Origin of the sequence: Salinibacter grassmerensis (genome assembly GCF_947077765.1) — a bacterium.
In the GTDB taxonomy this organism is placed as follows: domain Bacteria; phylum Bacteroidota; class Rhodothermia; order Rhodothermales; family Salinibacteraceae; genus Salinibacter; species Salinibacter grassmerensis.
This window is the reverse complement of record NZ_CAMTTF010000003.1, coordinates 204,190-217,935: the sequence shown is the minus strand read 5'-3', so window position 1 is coordinate 217,935 and position 13,746 is coordinate 204,190. Positions and strand designations below refer to the sequence as shown.

Here is a 13,746-nt window from a genome sequence, read left to right as displayed (position 1 = left end):
TTCGGGGGAGAGCAGGAAGAGGCTATTCTCGCACGGAGTCCTTCTGCTCATTTTGCAGGCCACTGTCAACGTACGGGTCTCCGATGGTGCCGGTGGCCCACTGGTAGGTCGCGCGGGCCTTCAGGGTGCTAATCTTGGCGGCGATGAACTGCTTCCGTGCCTTCGCCAGGGACTGCTCCCGCTTGTTGAGCACAAATAGGGTGCCCTGTCCTTGCTCGAAGCGGCGCTGCTCTGCTCGTCGGAGCTGCTCGGCGAGCTGCTCGTTGCGCTGCGCCGACCGAGCCCGGCGGTGAGACTGCGTCAGAGCGGCGAGGGCCGACTCCACATCCGCCCGCACTGTCCGCCTGGCGGCATCCCGCTTCAGTTCAAGGTCGCGCAGCGCAATTTCGGTTTCCTGCACGTCGCTGCGTCGGCCCCGGAAAAAGAACGGCTGGTCCACCTCGAAGCCTACCTTGACATCCGAAATGTTCAACGGGCTGTCCGTGTACGATACGGCCTGGGCCTCAAGTTTGACCTTGGGACGGAGCTGCTCCTGGGCCAGTCGCTGCTCGATTTCGGTCTTTTGGCGCTTGAGGTCCATCACCCGCAACATGGGGCGGCGCGTAAGGGCCCTCTCCACGGCATCCGACTGCTGGGTGGTGTCGACGGGGGCGGGCATGTCCAAGTCCGGGGGCGCGTACCGGAACGACGCCGGGGAGCCGTCTTCGTCCCACAGAAACGTGGCGAGCTTGATGCGCTTCTCGCGCGCAGTCCGTCGCGCCTTCTCCAGCGTTGCCTGGCGGCTGGCGGTCGTCCGGGCCGCGTCGATGCTGTCAACCGCCGGAATTTCGCCGGCCCGTGCTTCTTTTGTGACCAGGGTCTGGCGCCGCTCGGCCAGCTGAAGCAGCCCGCGGCTCACCTCCAGGGTCTGGCGGGCCTTCACCCAGTCCCAGAAGGCCCGAGAGGCCTTCAACAGCAACAGGTTTCGCTTTCTGGCCTGCAGGGCGTCGGCCCGTCGGGGGGCCAGCCGGGCCTTGTCGAGTGCGGCCCGAGACTTGTCGGTCCGAAATCCCCCGAGCGGAGCGAACGAGAGGCCAAAGCGCGTCTCGCCCACCCGGGAGGTTTTCACCGACGGATCGATGCTGGAGCCGAGCCCCCGGCGATAGTCGAACTTGAGGGTTGGGCTCGCTGGCAGGTTCAGGGGCCAGTTGACCCCGCTTCGTAGCACGTTCAGTTTGTCCTTCCCGTCCTGCGTCTTGTACTCGTAGCCGGACACGAGCGACGGTTCGAAACCGCCCCGGGCGTCCAAGATTCGCGCCGCCGCCCGGTCGTCTGCCAACCGATTGGCCCGGGCGGCCGGACTGGTCGCCAGCACTCGGCGACGCACGTCATCCAGGGTGAGCACCGGGCAGTCGTCCGCCGACGCGCAGGGGAGGGCGGCGTTCGTGTCGTTGCCTCGTGCCGGCATGCCGGGGTCCTGAGCCACCGCCCCAATCGGGGCGAACGCGAGAATGAGGACCAGAGCGCGAACGGTCATCCGGGTTGGGGGGAGTTGGGATGTGCGAGGCAGTCGGGGTGCTTCCGGCGGTCTACTTCGCCGAGGCCGCCCCTTGTTGCGTGGAGAGCTGCGGGGGGAGGCCGTTCATGCGGCGCCAGATTTCGTACCCGAGCGACACGTTGGACAGCAGTACGGCCCCCTTTGCCGGCGCGCCCTGACGGAGGTATTCAGGACTGGGCCAGCTGGAGTCGTCTGTGGTCGTGTCCGGGACGACCAGCATCCGGAAGCGGCCGGACCCATCTCCGATGGGATCGATGAAGCGGACGGTTCCCCTGAAGGTACCGGTGGAGACGTCGGGCAGCCCCGAAAACTGGAGGGCAGGGAACCCGGAGAATTGCAGTTGGACCTGCCGGCCCGGCTCGACGAGGGAGGCGCCGATGCTGCTCACAAAGAGCTCCGCGGCCCGGTCGTCCGTCTCGGGGGCGACCGTTGCGAGGGAGGTCCCTTTCTTGACCGTCTGGCCCGGCCCCACGCGGTTGATGCTGGACACTGTTCCGCCGATGGGCGCACGGACCACGGCGTTGGACGCGCGCTCCCGGGCATTGTCAACCTTGCGGCTGAGCGCAGCCTGCTGAGCCCCCAGCTTCTGCTCCTTCCGGTCCACGTTGAGGCGAGCCGACTCAACGGCCCGGCGTGCCGCGGCCAGGTCCGCCGCGGCGGCGACCGAGTCGGTCCGTGCCTTCCGAAATTTGAGCCGGGCGGTCTCCAGGTCCCGGACGGACGAGATGCCGTCGCTCTGCAGGTCCTCGATGCGGGCGAGCCGGGTGCGGGCCGTCGATATGCCCAGGGCGGCGTTTTCAACCTTTGCCTCGGCGGACCGTCGTTTCTGGCGGGCCTGGGCAAGTTTCTGGCGGGCCTGCTCCACCTCCAGGCGCAGTCCATTGAGTTTGTTGGTCCGCTGTTCGGCCACCCGGTCCGCAAACTGGTCGTCTAGGTAGGAGGAGCCCAGATCCCCCAACACCGCAATGGTGTCCCCTTCCGCCACCTCGTCCCCCTCGACGACGTGCCAGTCGGTGACGCGGCCCGAGATCCGGGACTCAACGGTTCGGGGACGGGCCTCCGGGGCGTACGCCGTCACCTCACCGCTGCCGGAGACCGTCTGGCGCCACGGAATGAATGTCAGCGCCACCCCCAGGGCGACGAGAAAAAACGCCGAGACGACGAGAATCGAGCGCGTGATTGCGGGGGACTGGGCCGCCTCGAGGGCACTCGTGCGCCCCAGGTTCGTGGGCGCGTCCATCTTAGCCGTTGGCTGCAGCCATTGCCGTTCCCATGCAGGAGGCAGTGCATCCGGAGAGGAGTCCGAGTCGGGACGGTCAGCGCTCATATTGGGCAAGCGTTTGGGCCGGAAGGAAGAGATGAATTATGTTGTTCCGCCCCAGTTTGGGCAGGGAATGGGAAGGGGGGGCAAAACGGGCCGCTCAGGACGGGACCCCGTCGTCCTGTATTGTCGAAACGAAGCGGGAAAAGTGCCGCCGGAGGAAGTCATCGGACTCGTTGCTCAGCTGATCCGCTGCGCCCCGCCACACGATCTCTCCCTGCTCCAGCACAAGAACCTGATCGGCCCGGCGCACGGCCGTCGGGTTGTCGTCGGCCGCGGAGACGATGGTCCACGCGTCGTGATCGTACAGCCGGTCGGCCAGGGTCTTCTTCACCGGGTCCTCGATGCCGTTCAACGGCTCGTCCAGAATCAGCAGCCGAGGCTCCCCGATCACCGCCCGCGCGATCATAATGCGCCGGACCATTCCCTGCGGAAGTGCGAGGCCCGCAGACGTGATGGGGGTCTGCAGTCCGTCGGGAAGCTCCAGAATGGCATCCTCAAGGCACGACAGATGGAGGGCCTGCTCCACGTCCGCGTAGCTCAGCGAGCGGCCCATGGTGATGTTTTCCTCCACCGTGCCCTTGAACAATTCATCATTGGACAGGGCCAGGCCCACGACGCTCCGGTACGCCTGCGGATCGAGGCGGGCGATGTCGTGCCCGTCGAACATGATCTGACCCTGATCGAGATCATGCATTCGCACGAGGGCCTGCGTGAGAGTTGTCTTTCCGGCCCCACTGTTCCCAACGATGCACAGGTGTTCGCCCGGCGCTACGTCGAACGAGACCTCGCTGAGTGCCGGCGAGGCGTCCTCGTACCCGACGGTGACGTTGCGCAAGCGAAGCGAGGCGGGGCCGGATTCGGGGGGTACCTCCTCGCCGCCGACCTCCTCCAGGGGCTTTTCGGTGACGTGCAGGATCTTGCTGATCGCCGTCAGCAGGTCATACCCGGACGCGAAAAGCTGAACCAGGCTGAAGCCGTTGTTGGTGAGGTAGACGATCAGAAGCTCCGCCGCAACGAACTGGCCAAGCGTGATGTCGCCCTGCGTGACCAGGTACCCGCCAATCCCGAGGGCGAGACCCACGATGATGGCCCGGAAGGCCGCCGCGGCCGCAAGCTGACGCCCAAAAATTCGGAAGTGGTTGCCGCGGGCCCGGACGTAGTCGGAGGCGAGCCGGTCGGTGCGGGCGTGCACATATGACGGGGACCCGTTCAGCTTGAAGCTTTGCTGGCACCGGGCGAGGTCTTCCAACCAGTGGGCCGTGGCGTACTTGAAGCTCGACTGTTCGATGCTTGTTCGCAGGCCCCTTCGGCCCAGCCCCCAAATGAGTACCGGGGTAAATAAGACGGCCATCAGGCCCACAATCAGGAAAAAGGAGCTGTACACCGTGAGCAGGATGAGGCTCACCAGCGCGATGAGTGCGTACACCATCCCGTCCAGAAGAATCTTCGACAGGCTCTTCTGCATCGAGACCACGTCGAAGAACCGGTTGACCAGGGCCGGTCCGTACTCCCCCTCTAGCTCCGACCGTTTCATGAGGGGCAGTCGGTAGGCCATCTCCATGGACGTGGAGGCAAAGAGGCGACGCTGAAGCATGTCCACCGTGTAGTACTTCAGAATGTCGAAGCCCCCGTAGAGCAACAGCCCCACGGTGATCGCGAAGCAAAGCACCACGATCTGATTGGTGAACGTGCCCAGCGACACCGAGTCGATGATGCCCTGCGACGCAAGAGGAACCGTGAGCGAGAAGATCGCCACCATGGCGGCGTAGACCGCTACCGTGACGAGGTCCTTGTCCTCGTCGCCCAGCAGGCTGAGGAGACTGGCGAAGGTCTCCTGGATGTTCTCACGGTGGTCGTGCGGGTCGTGGATGTATTCTGCGGAGCGGACGTCCGAACCCGACGAGGACCGCCGTTCGCTGTTGAGAAAATGAGGCGTCTCCCCCTCGATGTGGAGAAGAGACACCGCCCCGTCGGGTCCTGTCAAAGCGTCCGGGCCTACACGTTGCACCTCATCCCGCCCAAAGCTGCGTACGGAGAGGACGCTGGTGCGGGTCTCCTCCACCACCCCGAGATTCCGATCCGGCATGAGCACCAAATCGCCGGGGGCCGCCGCCTTGAGCACATCGGAGGGGGAAAGGGCCCGGGGCTTCATGACCAGGCCACGGGCGCGCCCATAGTCGGCCAGGAGACCGAGGATGGTATCCGGGGTAACCGTCTTCACCTGCAAGAATCCGCGAAGGCGCTCGGGGCTCACGTCCCGGTCAACACGCCGCTGGACGATCTCAAACGCCTCGACAGCCTGCTCGTCTAACGATCGGTCTGGAGAGGACGCCCCGGTCTGAGAGGCTGTCGTCGATTGGTCACTGAGGGCTCCATCACCGCGTTTCGGCATCGGCTCGGGCTGTGAGGGTGGGGCAGAAGACCCGCTAAGAGAAACTGGTCAGTATAACAGTCACACTATTGGCGACGCGCCAAATTGATCTGGAGCAACGTTGTGATCGACGGAACGTGACGGTATCGTAAGGAGCGGGGTTCAGCAGAGCGCCTGTCCAATGCGCGTTGCAGAATTCCTGAGTACTGGATTCAATAAGTTAGTACGCCCACCCCCGAACTCGAGTTTTCTCCGGACGCGGATCCTGAAGCGTCTGCCGTATCGAGGCCGACGGGTTCACAACCGGGGGGCTGAATGCATTGGGCGGAAGCCGCAGGTGGGAGGTGCCGGTGTCGGCGAACCACATCCCGGCGAGTGCTTATACTAGAAGCTCCAAATCGCCGGGGTGGCGGAATTGGTAGACGCAACGGACTTATTGAATGAGTGCTGGGGTGGAAACGCCCCATGTAGACCTGCTCAAAGTCAGGGAAGCCTTTCGACTGGTAATCCTGAGCCAAGCCCGACCGCGGGAAGGTGCAGAGACTTGACGGGCAGCACCTACGTCCGGCCGGACACGGTGAAGAGAAAGTCCAGACCACGCACCCACCAATGAAAATTGGAGTGGTACGAAAATCCGTTGGGCCTTGTGGCCCGTGTGGGTTCGAGTCCCACCCCCGGTACCGGCTTTTGCTTTCTAGGAAGCGCGCTCCTGGCTCCGCATCGCCGCGGACGGCTTTCGCCTGGCCTCCATGTTTGACTCTCGTGTGGGGTTCTCAGCATCACACCGCCGGGCTCGTGCGCGAGAGGGTTGACAGGATCGTTGGGACGGAAGCCGTCTCCCACAGTCGAACCCATAGGAGGGCCGGGACAATCCATGGGCCGCCCGGTCGGAGAATGTCTGCCGTACGCCGGGCCGTCTCCTCATCCTTGGTCTCGATCGCACGGGCCTGCGCCTCGGCGTCAAGCGCCGCTAGGCTCGCAGCGAAGTCCCACGCGTCGTTCCGTGCCTGAACGAGGCAAAAGTTGCTAATCACCTCGTCGGCTCGCCCCCCAAGCCGATCGAGAACGCCGATCCACGGCGAGACGTCTGCGATTCGGGTCTGGGTCGTTTCGATCATGTCCCCCAGGATTCGGTTAATCCGGTCGAAGTCGCCCTTCAAGTCGGGGAGGGTCTCTTCGGTGGTCACTTCCACGGCGGCGATGCCGAGATCAAGATTAATGTGTGCGTTCATGCCGAGCAGGAGGTGATGAAGCACGAGGGGGCGCCACCGAGATGCGGCCTCGAACGTGTGGGTCCATGCTCGGGGCGGGTCGCCTCCTGAATTGTGCGCCTCTAAGGCATCGAGGTAGTGGCGTGCAAAACGGACATCCAGGCGCTCCATCCGGGTCCCGTCGTCAAAATTCCCCGCCTCAATGGCGTCCTGCACGCGGGCCGTGACGTCTCGGTAGAGGGCCGCAAAGTAGCCGAGACGACTCCGCTGCCGACGGGCCTCGGCCAGGATCTGGTCAAGCTCCTCGAGAACGGCGTCGATGGACTGGGCCATGAGACGTGAAACGTATCGTCTGGTGTAATGCGGTGTGCGAAGGGGTACCGATCGTTGGGGACACTGCTCCGGGCCACCGGGGGCGGTGGGGGCCGTCAGACCCGAGGGCACGAACTAGATGGACGTGGCCCCGTAGCTCCGTGCGGCATCTGTTTGCAGTCTCGTGCACCAACCCGACGCGCCCGCCAATGGAACTGCTTCGTAGCGTTGACGCCATGCAGGCTCAGGCCGACGCGGCCCGGGTCGAGGGACAAACCCTCGCCCTCGTGCCGACCCTGGGGGCCCTGCACGAGGGACACCTGGCCCTCGTGCGCCGGGCCCTGACAGAGGCCGATCACGTGACCGTCTCCGTCTTCGTCAATCCTACCCAATTTGGACCGGGTGAAGACTACGACGACTATCCGCGCGACCTGGAGGGCGACCGGGAAACGCTGGAGGCGCTCGACGTGGACGCGATGTTCGCCCCGTCGGTCGAAGAGATGTACCCCTACGCCGACGACGAGGCCCTGCCTGGCCCCCTTGCGTGGGTCGACGTGGATCGGCTCGACGAGCACCTTTGCGGGGCGTATCGGGAAGGGCATTTTCGTGGGGTGACCACCGTCGTAACCAAGCTCTTCCACGCCTGTAAGCCCGACATGGCGGTCTTTGGCCGCAAGGACGCGCAGCAGTACGTCATCCTCCGGCGCCTCGTGGAAGACCTGCTCCTCGACATCGAGATTGTGGGCGTGCCGACCGTGCGGGAGCCCGACGGCCTCGCGCAGTCGTCCCGGAACGAGTACCTCAATCCCGAGGAGCGGAACCAGGCGACGGTGCTGTACGAGGCCGTAACCGCCGCCGAAGAGGCGGTCGAAGGGGGGGAACAGGCGGCGGAAGGTGTTGTTGGAGCGATGGAAAATAAGCTCGCAGCGGCGCCCGACGCGGACGTGCAGTACGCGGAGGTCGTGGACGCCCACACCCTCCAGCCCGTCGATCACCTCGTGCCCGGGCAGGAGGTACTGGCCGCCGTGGCAGTTTTCTTTGGCGAGACGCGCCTTATCGACAACACCTTCGTGCAGGTGCCGCCGGCCCAGGCGTAGGGCCCGGGCGCCGTGCTTCTTGTGCAATTCCTCTTCCCCCATGGACCTTTCGATGCTCAGGGCAAAGCTCCACCGGCTTCACGTCACCGAGGCCGACCTGTACTACGAGGGGTCGATTACCATCGATGAAGAGCTGTTGGACGCCGCCGGCATGCTGCCCTACGAGAAGGTACAGGTGGTCAATGTAAACAATGGAAGCCGGCTCGAGACCTACACAATTCCGGGGGAGACGGGCGAGCGCACGGTGTGCCTGAACGGCCCAGCGGCCCGGCTCGCAGCCCTGGGCGACGAAGTGATTGTAATCGCGTACGCCAAGCTCACCCCCTCCGAGGCCCGCGAGCATCATCCACGCGTGGTTCACGTCGATGAGAATAACGACGTGACGAAAACGCGAACCCTCGACGTCGCGAAAGAGACGGACGGAGGCCTCGCGCCGGACGGCATGGAGGATGTCCTCATCGCCGACGGGCCGCAGTCGTAGGGGATTATTCCTGGGTTCTGTTGCGTGGGGCGGGATCACGCACCTCCAGTGCTTCGCAGTTCTCGGCGGAAGTGCCCCAGAGATTGCATCTGGATACGGGTGGCGGTGATATCCGTTATTGCAATTGAAGCTTTGTGCTCATTTTGTGGAGAACCCCGAAAGGTGAGGTGGCCCCGGGGCCGATTCCTACCTGAAATTCGTCCCAACGGGCTCGACACAGTGGAGCCGCAGGCCTAGGTTATCGTCGCGTACTGACACACTCACAAACTCTTCGCCTCAGCATGTCCGTGCATACCACCGCGGTCGTGGGGGCCGGCACCATGGGCAACGGCATCGCCCATGTCTTCGCCCGTCACGGCTACGACGCGACCCTCATTGACCTCGATGAATCCCTTCTCGAGGACGCCCGATCGACGATTGAGGGAAACCTGTCGCGCCAGGTCGAGAACGACGCGATTACACCGGAGGACAAGGCCGCGGCCCTTGACCGTCTCTCGTTTACGCCCGACACGTCCAAGGGCGTAGCGTCCGCCGATCTGGTCGTCGAGGCCGTGCCGGAGGCGCAGGAGATTAAGTCGGACGTCTTTGGCACACTCGACGAGCATGCGCCCACCGACGCGATCCTTGCCTCCAACACGTCGTCCATCTCGATCACCTGGATTGCCGATCAGACCGACCGGCCCGACCAGGTCACCGGGATGCATTTCTTCAACCCTGTGCCGGTGATGACACTCGTCGAGGTGGTGCGGGGACAGCGCACGAGTGACGCCACGTTCGAGACAGTGGCCGGCGTCGCGGAAGACCTCGACAAAAACCCAGTGGAGGTGGAAGACTATCCGGGCTTCGTGTCGAACCGCATCCTCATGCCCATGATCAACGAGGCGGTCTTCTGCGTCATGGAGGGGGTGGCCGACCCCGAAGACATCGACACGGTGATGGAGCTGGGGATGAATCACCCGATGGGCCCACTCACGCTGGCGGACTTCATTGGGCTGGACGTGTGCCTGAACATCCTGGAGGTGCTCCACGAAGAGCTTGGGGACGACAAGTACCGCCCGTGTCCGCTCCTCCGTCGCAAAGTGACGGCCGGTCAACTAGGCCGAAAGACGGGGGAGGGGTTCTTCGAATACGACTGACGGCTCGTTGCCACGATGCGGGGGCGGTCCGAACGAGGGGCCTGGCCCGTACGCTGCGCCTCCCTCTGCTCGCGTCCGTCCCCGGGTTATTCATTGTGCTCCTTGTAGGCGGCGATGATGTCACGCACCAGGCGGTGCCGCTCCACGTCCTCGCGCTCCAGGTAGACAAACTCGATCCCGTCAACGCCCTTGAGGATGTGCTGCACCTGGATGAGGCCACTTGCGTTCCGGTCTTGAAGGTCGGTCTGCGTGATGTCACCCGTTACGACGGCCCGGCTGTGGGGCCCAAGCCGGGTCAGAAACATCTTCATCTGACTCGTGGTGGCGTTCTGCGCCTCGTCGAGGATGACGAACGAGGACTTCAGCGTCCGGCCTCGCATGTAGGCCAGGGGGACCACCTCCACACGGTCCTGCTCTAGCGACTCGGCCAGCTCGTCGCGGGGCATCATCTCCCCGAGGGCATCGTAGAGAGGGCGGAGGTACGGCGCCACCTTCTCGTAGAAGTCGCCCGGCAGAAACCCGAGCTCTTCCCCGGCCTCCACGGCGGGGCGGGAGAGGACGATCTTGTCCACCTCGTGGTTGTTGAGGGCGGCAACGGCCAGTGCCACGGCCAGGTACGTCTTCCCGGTACCGGCGGGCCCGATGGCGAACACCACGTCGTTGGTCGCGGCCGACTGGACGAGGCGCTCCTGGTTGGCGGAGCGGGGCTTAATGATCTCACCGTCGGGAGTGGTGAGGATCAGGTCGCGCTGGCCGGGGTCTGCCGTCGGGGCTGAGGCGGTCGCGCCGTCCGTATCGAACAGAGACAGGACCGTGTCGACATCCTCTTCGGTGAGGTGCTCGTTGCGCTCGAGGAGCGTCATCATCTCGCTGAAGACCCGCTCGACCTTTTCCAGCGCCTCCGGCTCGCCCTCAAGGTGAATCTCCGAGCCCCGAGCCGTGATCTGGGTCTCCGGGAACGCGTCCTCGATCTTTCGGAGGTGAATGTCGTTGAAGCCGAACAGCAGGAGTGGATCGGCACCGTCAATGCTCAGTTGTTTTTCGGGCAACGGGGTCAGGGGGGTGATGAGCGCAGAGTGCGAGTGGATTTACGGGGTTTACGGGGGGCGACCGCAATCGTGCCGAGGGGAAATTGGAGGTCACGAGCTACACATGACCGAGACGCGTAGTTGAATGGTTTCGTTTACGAAGATGCACGGGACGGGGAACGACTTCATCGTCTTCGACAACCGGTCCCCCCAGCTCAGTCCGGACGAACTGTCGGCTTGTGCGGCGGCCTGGTGCCCGCGTCGCTATGGAGTGGGGGCGGACGGGCTTCTGGCCCTCGATGCCCCGGAGACCTCGACAGCCGACTATCGGATGCACTACGTGAACGCCGATGGGTCGCGTGCGACCATGTGTGGAAACGGCGCACGATGCCTCTTTCGGTTCGCCCGACGCGTCGGATTTCAAAATGATCCGCTGGCGTTCGATACCGACGCGGGACTGTACCGGGCCACTGCGGCATCGGGGGAGGAGCCGGCGGGTGTGCGCCTCTTCGTCCCGGACGTTACGGACTTCCGGGCCGGGGTGGTGCTTGAGCGATCGGTGCCACAGGCCGTTGAGACGCTTTGCTTCGCCCACGCGGGCACCGAGCATCTGGTGGCCGTGGTGGACGACCTCGAGGCCGTGCCGGTCTCAAGGTGGGGGCGTCGGCTCCGCCGCGATCCCAGCCTCGCCCCCGCCGGGGCCAATGTTAATTTCGTGGAGCTGGGGCATGAGGAGGACCTTGGGCTCCGCACCTACGAAAAGGGAGTGGAGGCCGAGACGCCATCCTGTGGCACCGGGGTGCTGGCCGCGGCAGAAACTGCCGGCCGTCTCCTAAAGACTGATCCCGATGTTACCCTGCAGGTCAACACGCCGGGCGGCAAACTCTCCGTGGGCCGGACTGAAGAGGGAACGTTGTACCTCCAGGGCCCGGCCGTCTCGGTATTTGACGGGCACATCGAGCGCCCGGAAGATGAGGCGTAACTGCTCTGCCCTCCGGGCTCCCCGCAGGGCCTACCGCAGCTGGGTGCGGTTGTCCTCGATGGAGGCATCTTCTTTGAGGGCCGCGATCCAGTCGGAAAATACCTGCTGGCGACGCTGCTTGAGCAACTGCTGGCGCAACTGCTGGCGCTTTTGATCCGTCAGTGGAGGCGGAGTGGTCTTCTGAGTGGTCTGCACAATGAAGGCTGCGTTGTTGCCCGCCACTACGTCGGACGTTTCGCCCTCGTCGAGCCCAAAGACCGCACCGACGAACTGCGGCTCCTGGCCGAGTCCGGGCACGGTGCTGGTGGAATAGGTGATCTCGGACTGCGTGCGAAGCTCCGTGCCGAGGACATCCGGCAGGGCATCGAAGGCGTTCTGGGCAAGGGCCCGCTCCATGCGCCGCGTCTGCACTTCACGCTTCTTCTGAAGCTCCACCTGCGGACGGATCTGCGACTTGACCTCGCTGAACGAGCGGTAGCCCTCAGGGGTGACGTTCGTCACCTCGGCGACCACAAACTTGTCACTCAGCTCAATGACGTCGCTGATCGCGCCGTCGGAGGCGGACTCCAGGAATTGGGACAGGGCGGAGCTCTGGCCGATGCCGGGGACGGAGGACTGGTCGGTCTCCACCTGCACCTCCTCCACGGTCAGACCCAGGCGCTCGGCCTCCTCGCGAAAGGCCCCGTCCTCCTCGGCGAAGTAGGCGAGATCCCCCAGCATGCTCTCTTTGTCGGAGAGGGTAGCCCGACTCGGGCTCAAGTTGTAGGCCAGGTCGGCGACCTGAATGGCCTGCGTGGCACGGGCCTCGACCCGAATGAGGTGGTAGCCGAACTCGGACCGGACGGGGCCGATGAGGGTCCCCGGCTCGGCCCCAAAGGCGGCGTCCTCAAATGCGTCCACCATGCTGCCGCGGGCAAACCAACCGAGGTCGCCCCCGTCCGACGCCGACCCATCGTCCGAGTACCGGCGGGCCATCTCCGTAAACGAGGCAGCGCCCGTTTCAATGCTGTCCCGGATTGCCTGCAACCGACCGGTCACCTCAGGGTCCGCCTGGTCGGTTTTCAGGAGAATGTGTCGGGCATGAAGGAAATCATCCTCGGCCGGGCGCGTGTCTCGGATCTTGAGGAGGTGGGCCTGGCCGCCCCCGAAGACGGGCCCAACAATGCGTCCGGGCTCGGGGGACGTGTAGACCGAGTCGGCAACGCGGGCATTCATCTGGTCCGGGGTGCGGTACGTGCCCGAGAAGTCCTGGTCCGAAGCGTTGTTGAGCAGGAAGAGGGAGTCATTCTCGGTCGTCGCGAAGTCCGACCGCAGACTGGCCAGGTCGCTGGAGATCCCTGACGAGTCCTCCGCCGTGGCCTCCTTCGACGTCGTTGCGTACTGCAACGTGACCGTCTTCTCGCGCTTGTACTCCTCACGGTTGTTGTCGTAGTAGTTGCGGAGGTCCGACTCGGTGACCGTGATCGAGTCGCCTGAGACGCGGGCGTAGCGAAGGGCCACGTACTGGGCCGAGGCAGAAGAATTCTGGCGGCGGTAGTAGTCTTTGATGTCCGTCTCCGACACCTGAATCGTGGACTGCACGAGAGAGTTCATCTTCTGTTGGCGCCGCTGCCGCCCCAGGTATTCCTCAAGCTTGATCCACTGGGAGCGGGCCTCCGGATTGGACGCCATGTTCTGCAGCAACTGACGGTTGATCTGCCCGGTCGAGTCCGCGAACTGCTGGCGGATGATGGGGTGCGGGTTCTCGCCGAATACCATTGCCTCCACCTCCGAATCGGTCACCGAGATGCCCAGCTGCTTCATTTCTTGTTGCAGCAGCTCCTGGTTGATGACCTGGTTGTAGGCCTGCTCCCGCACGCGGCTCTCCATCTGGGGATTCATGTCGCCGCCCAGCTGTTGCCGGAACCGCTGGCGCTGGCGTTTGAGAATGCGCTGGTAGTCCTCATTCTGAATCGGATTGCCGTTGACGGTGGCCACGTTCCGGTTCGTCTGGTTCATGGCCGAAAAGACATCGGAATCCTGAAGGGTCCAGATGATGCCGAATGAAAGGACAAGAATCCAGAGAATCACCCCGGTGTTCTGCCGGAGCTTGTTCATCGCGCCCATGGAGACGTGAGGGTATTGGTGAGGAAGAAGTGTTCCGCAAACCGGTTCTGATCAGAAGACCAGAGACTCCTGCACTGTACCTTGCCCTGTAACAGATTGTTCGCGTTGGGAACCGAATCAGTGCGGGGCAGAGGGCAAGACGAACCGCCGGCCTCGAGGCA

10 protein-coding genes are annotated in these 13,746 nt (G+C 64.2%); 4 read left to right on the top strand and 6 right to left on the bottom strand.

Annotated elements, in window-relative coordinates:
• Positions 1-22 precede the first annotated feature (22 nt).
• The 4 genes from OJB03_RS08200 to OJB03_RS08185 form a co-directional block, all read right to left on the bottom strand.
• Positions 23-1,516: a TolC family protein gene (locus tag OJB03_RS08200; RefSeq protein ID WP_263786431.1), complete on the bottom strand. Its 1,494-nt coding sequence runs from the start codon at positions 1,514-1,516 to the stop codon at positions 23-25.
• Between the two features lie 52 nt (positions 1,517-1,568).
• Positions 1,569-2,864, bottom strand: coding sequence for an HlyD family secretion protein (locus OJB03_RS08195; RefSeq protein WP_263786430.1), 1,296 nt, complete (start codon positions 2,862-2,864; stop codon positions 1,569-1,571).
• A 94-nt stretch (positions 2,865-2,958) separates the two neighbouring features.
• A complete protein-coding gene (locus tag OJB03_RS08190; RefSeq protein ID WP_263786429.1) occupies positions 2,959-5,253 on the bottom strand; it encodes a peptidase domain-containing ABC transporter in 2,295 nt (764 codons plus the stop codon).
• Positions 5,254-6,011: 758 nt separating this feature from the next.
• Complete coding sequence (locus OJB03_RS08185; protein ID WP_263786428.1) at positions 6,012-6,776, bottom strand: DUF5995 family protein; 765 nt, start codon at positions 6,774-6,776, stop codon at positions 6,012-6,014.
• Between the two features lie 188 nt (positions 6,777-6,964).
• Here OJB03_RS08185 and panC point away from each other — a divergent pair, with 188 nt between their 5' ends.
• The 3 genes from panC to OJB03_RS08170 all read left to right on the top strand — a co-directional run bounded on the left by panC (position 6,965) and on the right by OJB03_RS08170 (position 9,469).
• Complete coding sequence (panC, locus tag OJB03_RS08180) at positions 6,965-7,852, top strand: pantoate--beta-alanine ligase (RefSeq protein WP_263786427.1); 888 nt, start codon at positions 6,965-6,967, stop codon at positions 7,850-7,852.
• 40 nt (positions 7,853-7,892) lie between these two features.
• The gene (gene panD / locus OJB03_RS08175; protein ID WP_263786426.1) at positions 7,893-8,333 is read left to right on the top strand and encodes an aspartate 1-decarboxylase; all 441 of its coding nucleotides are present in this window, start codon (positions 7,893-7,895) and stop codon (positions 8,331-8,333) included.
• A gap of 281 nt (positions 8,334-8,614) precedes the next feature.
• Positions 8,615-9,469, top strand: coding sequence for a 3-hydroxyacyl-CoA dehydrogenase family protein (locus tag OJB03_RS08170; RefSeq protein ID WP_263786425.1), 855 nt, complete (start codon positions 8,615-8,617; stop codon positions 9,467-9,469).
• A gap of 86 nt (positions 9,470-9,555) precedes the next feature.
• Here the strand turns inward: OJB03_RS08170 and OJB03_RS08165 are convergent, their stop codons facing one another.
• A complete protein-coding gene (locus tag OJB03_RS08165) occupies positions 9,556-10,518 on the bottom strand; it encodes a PhoH family protein (protein ID WP_263786424.1) in 963 nt (320 codons plus the stop codon).
• Between the two features lie 124 nt (positions 10,519-10,642).
• Between OJB03_RS08165 and dapF the strand changes: the two genes are divergently transcribed.
• Complete coding sequence (dapF, locus tag OJB03_RS08160) at positions 10,643-11,479, top strand: diaminopimelate epimerase (RefSeq protein WP_263786423.1); 837 nt, start codon at positions 10,643-10,645, stop codon at positions 11,477-11,479.
• 30 nt (positions 11,480-11,509) lie between these two features.
• Here the strand turns inward: dapF and OJB03_RS08155 are convergent, their stop codons facing one another.
• Positions 11,510-13,585, bottom strand: coding sequence for a peptidyl-prolyl cis-trans isomerase (locus OJB03_RS08155; protein WP_263786422.1), 2,076 nt, complete (start codon positions 13,583-13,585; stop codon positions 11,510-11,512).
• Positions 13,586-13,746 lie beyond the last annotated feature (161 nt).

Excerpts from the sequence above, each read along its gene's own strand:
- OJB03_RS08200 (WP_263786431.1), bottom strand. The coding sequence starts at position 1,516 with ATGACCGTTCGCGCTCTGGTCCTCATTCTCGCGTTCGCCCCGATTGGG.
- OJB03_RS08190 (WP_263786429.1), bottom strand. The coding sequence starts at position 5,253 with ATGCCGAAACGCGGTGATGGAGCCCTCAGTGACCAATCGACGACAGCC.
- OJB03_RS08195 (WP_263786430.1), bottom strand. The coding sequence starts at position 2,864 with ATGAGCGCTGACCGTCCCGACTCGGACTCCTCTCCGGATGCACTGCCT.
- panD (WP_263786426.1), top strand. The coding sequence starts at position 7,893 with ATGGACCTTTCGATGCTCAGGGCAAAGCTCCACCGGCTTCACGTCACC.
- OJB03_RS08155 (WP_263786422.1), bottom strand. The coding sequence starts at position 13,585 with ATGGGCGCGATGAACAAGCTCCGGCAGAACACCGGGGTGATTCTCTGG.
- OJB03_RS08170 (WP_263786425.1), top strand. The coding sequence starts at position 8,615 with ATGTCCGTGCATACCACCGCGGTCGTGGGGGCCGGCACCATGGGCAAC.
- panC (WP_263786427.1), top strand. The coding sequence starts at position 6,965 with ATGGAACTGCTTCGTAGCGTTGACGCCATGCAGGCTCAGGCCGACGCG.
- dapF (WP_263786423.1), top strand. The coding sequence starts at position 10,643 with ATGGTTTCGTTTACGAAGATGCACGGGACGGGGAACGACTTCATCGTC.
- OJB03_RS08185 (WP_263786428.1), bottom strand. The coding sequence starts at position 6,776 with ATGGCCCAGTCCATCGACGCCGTTCTCGAGGAGCTTGACCAGATCCTG.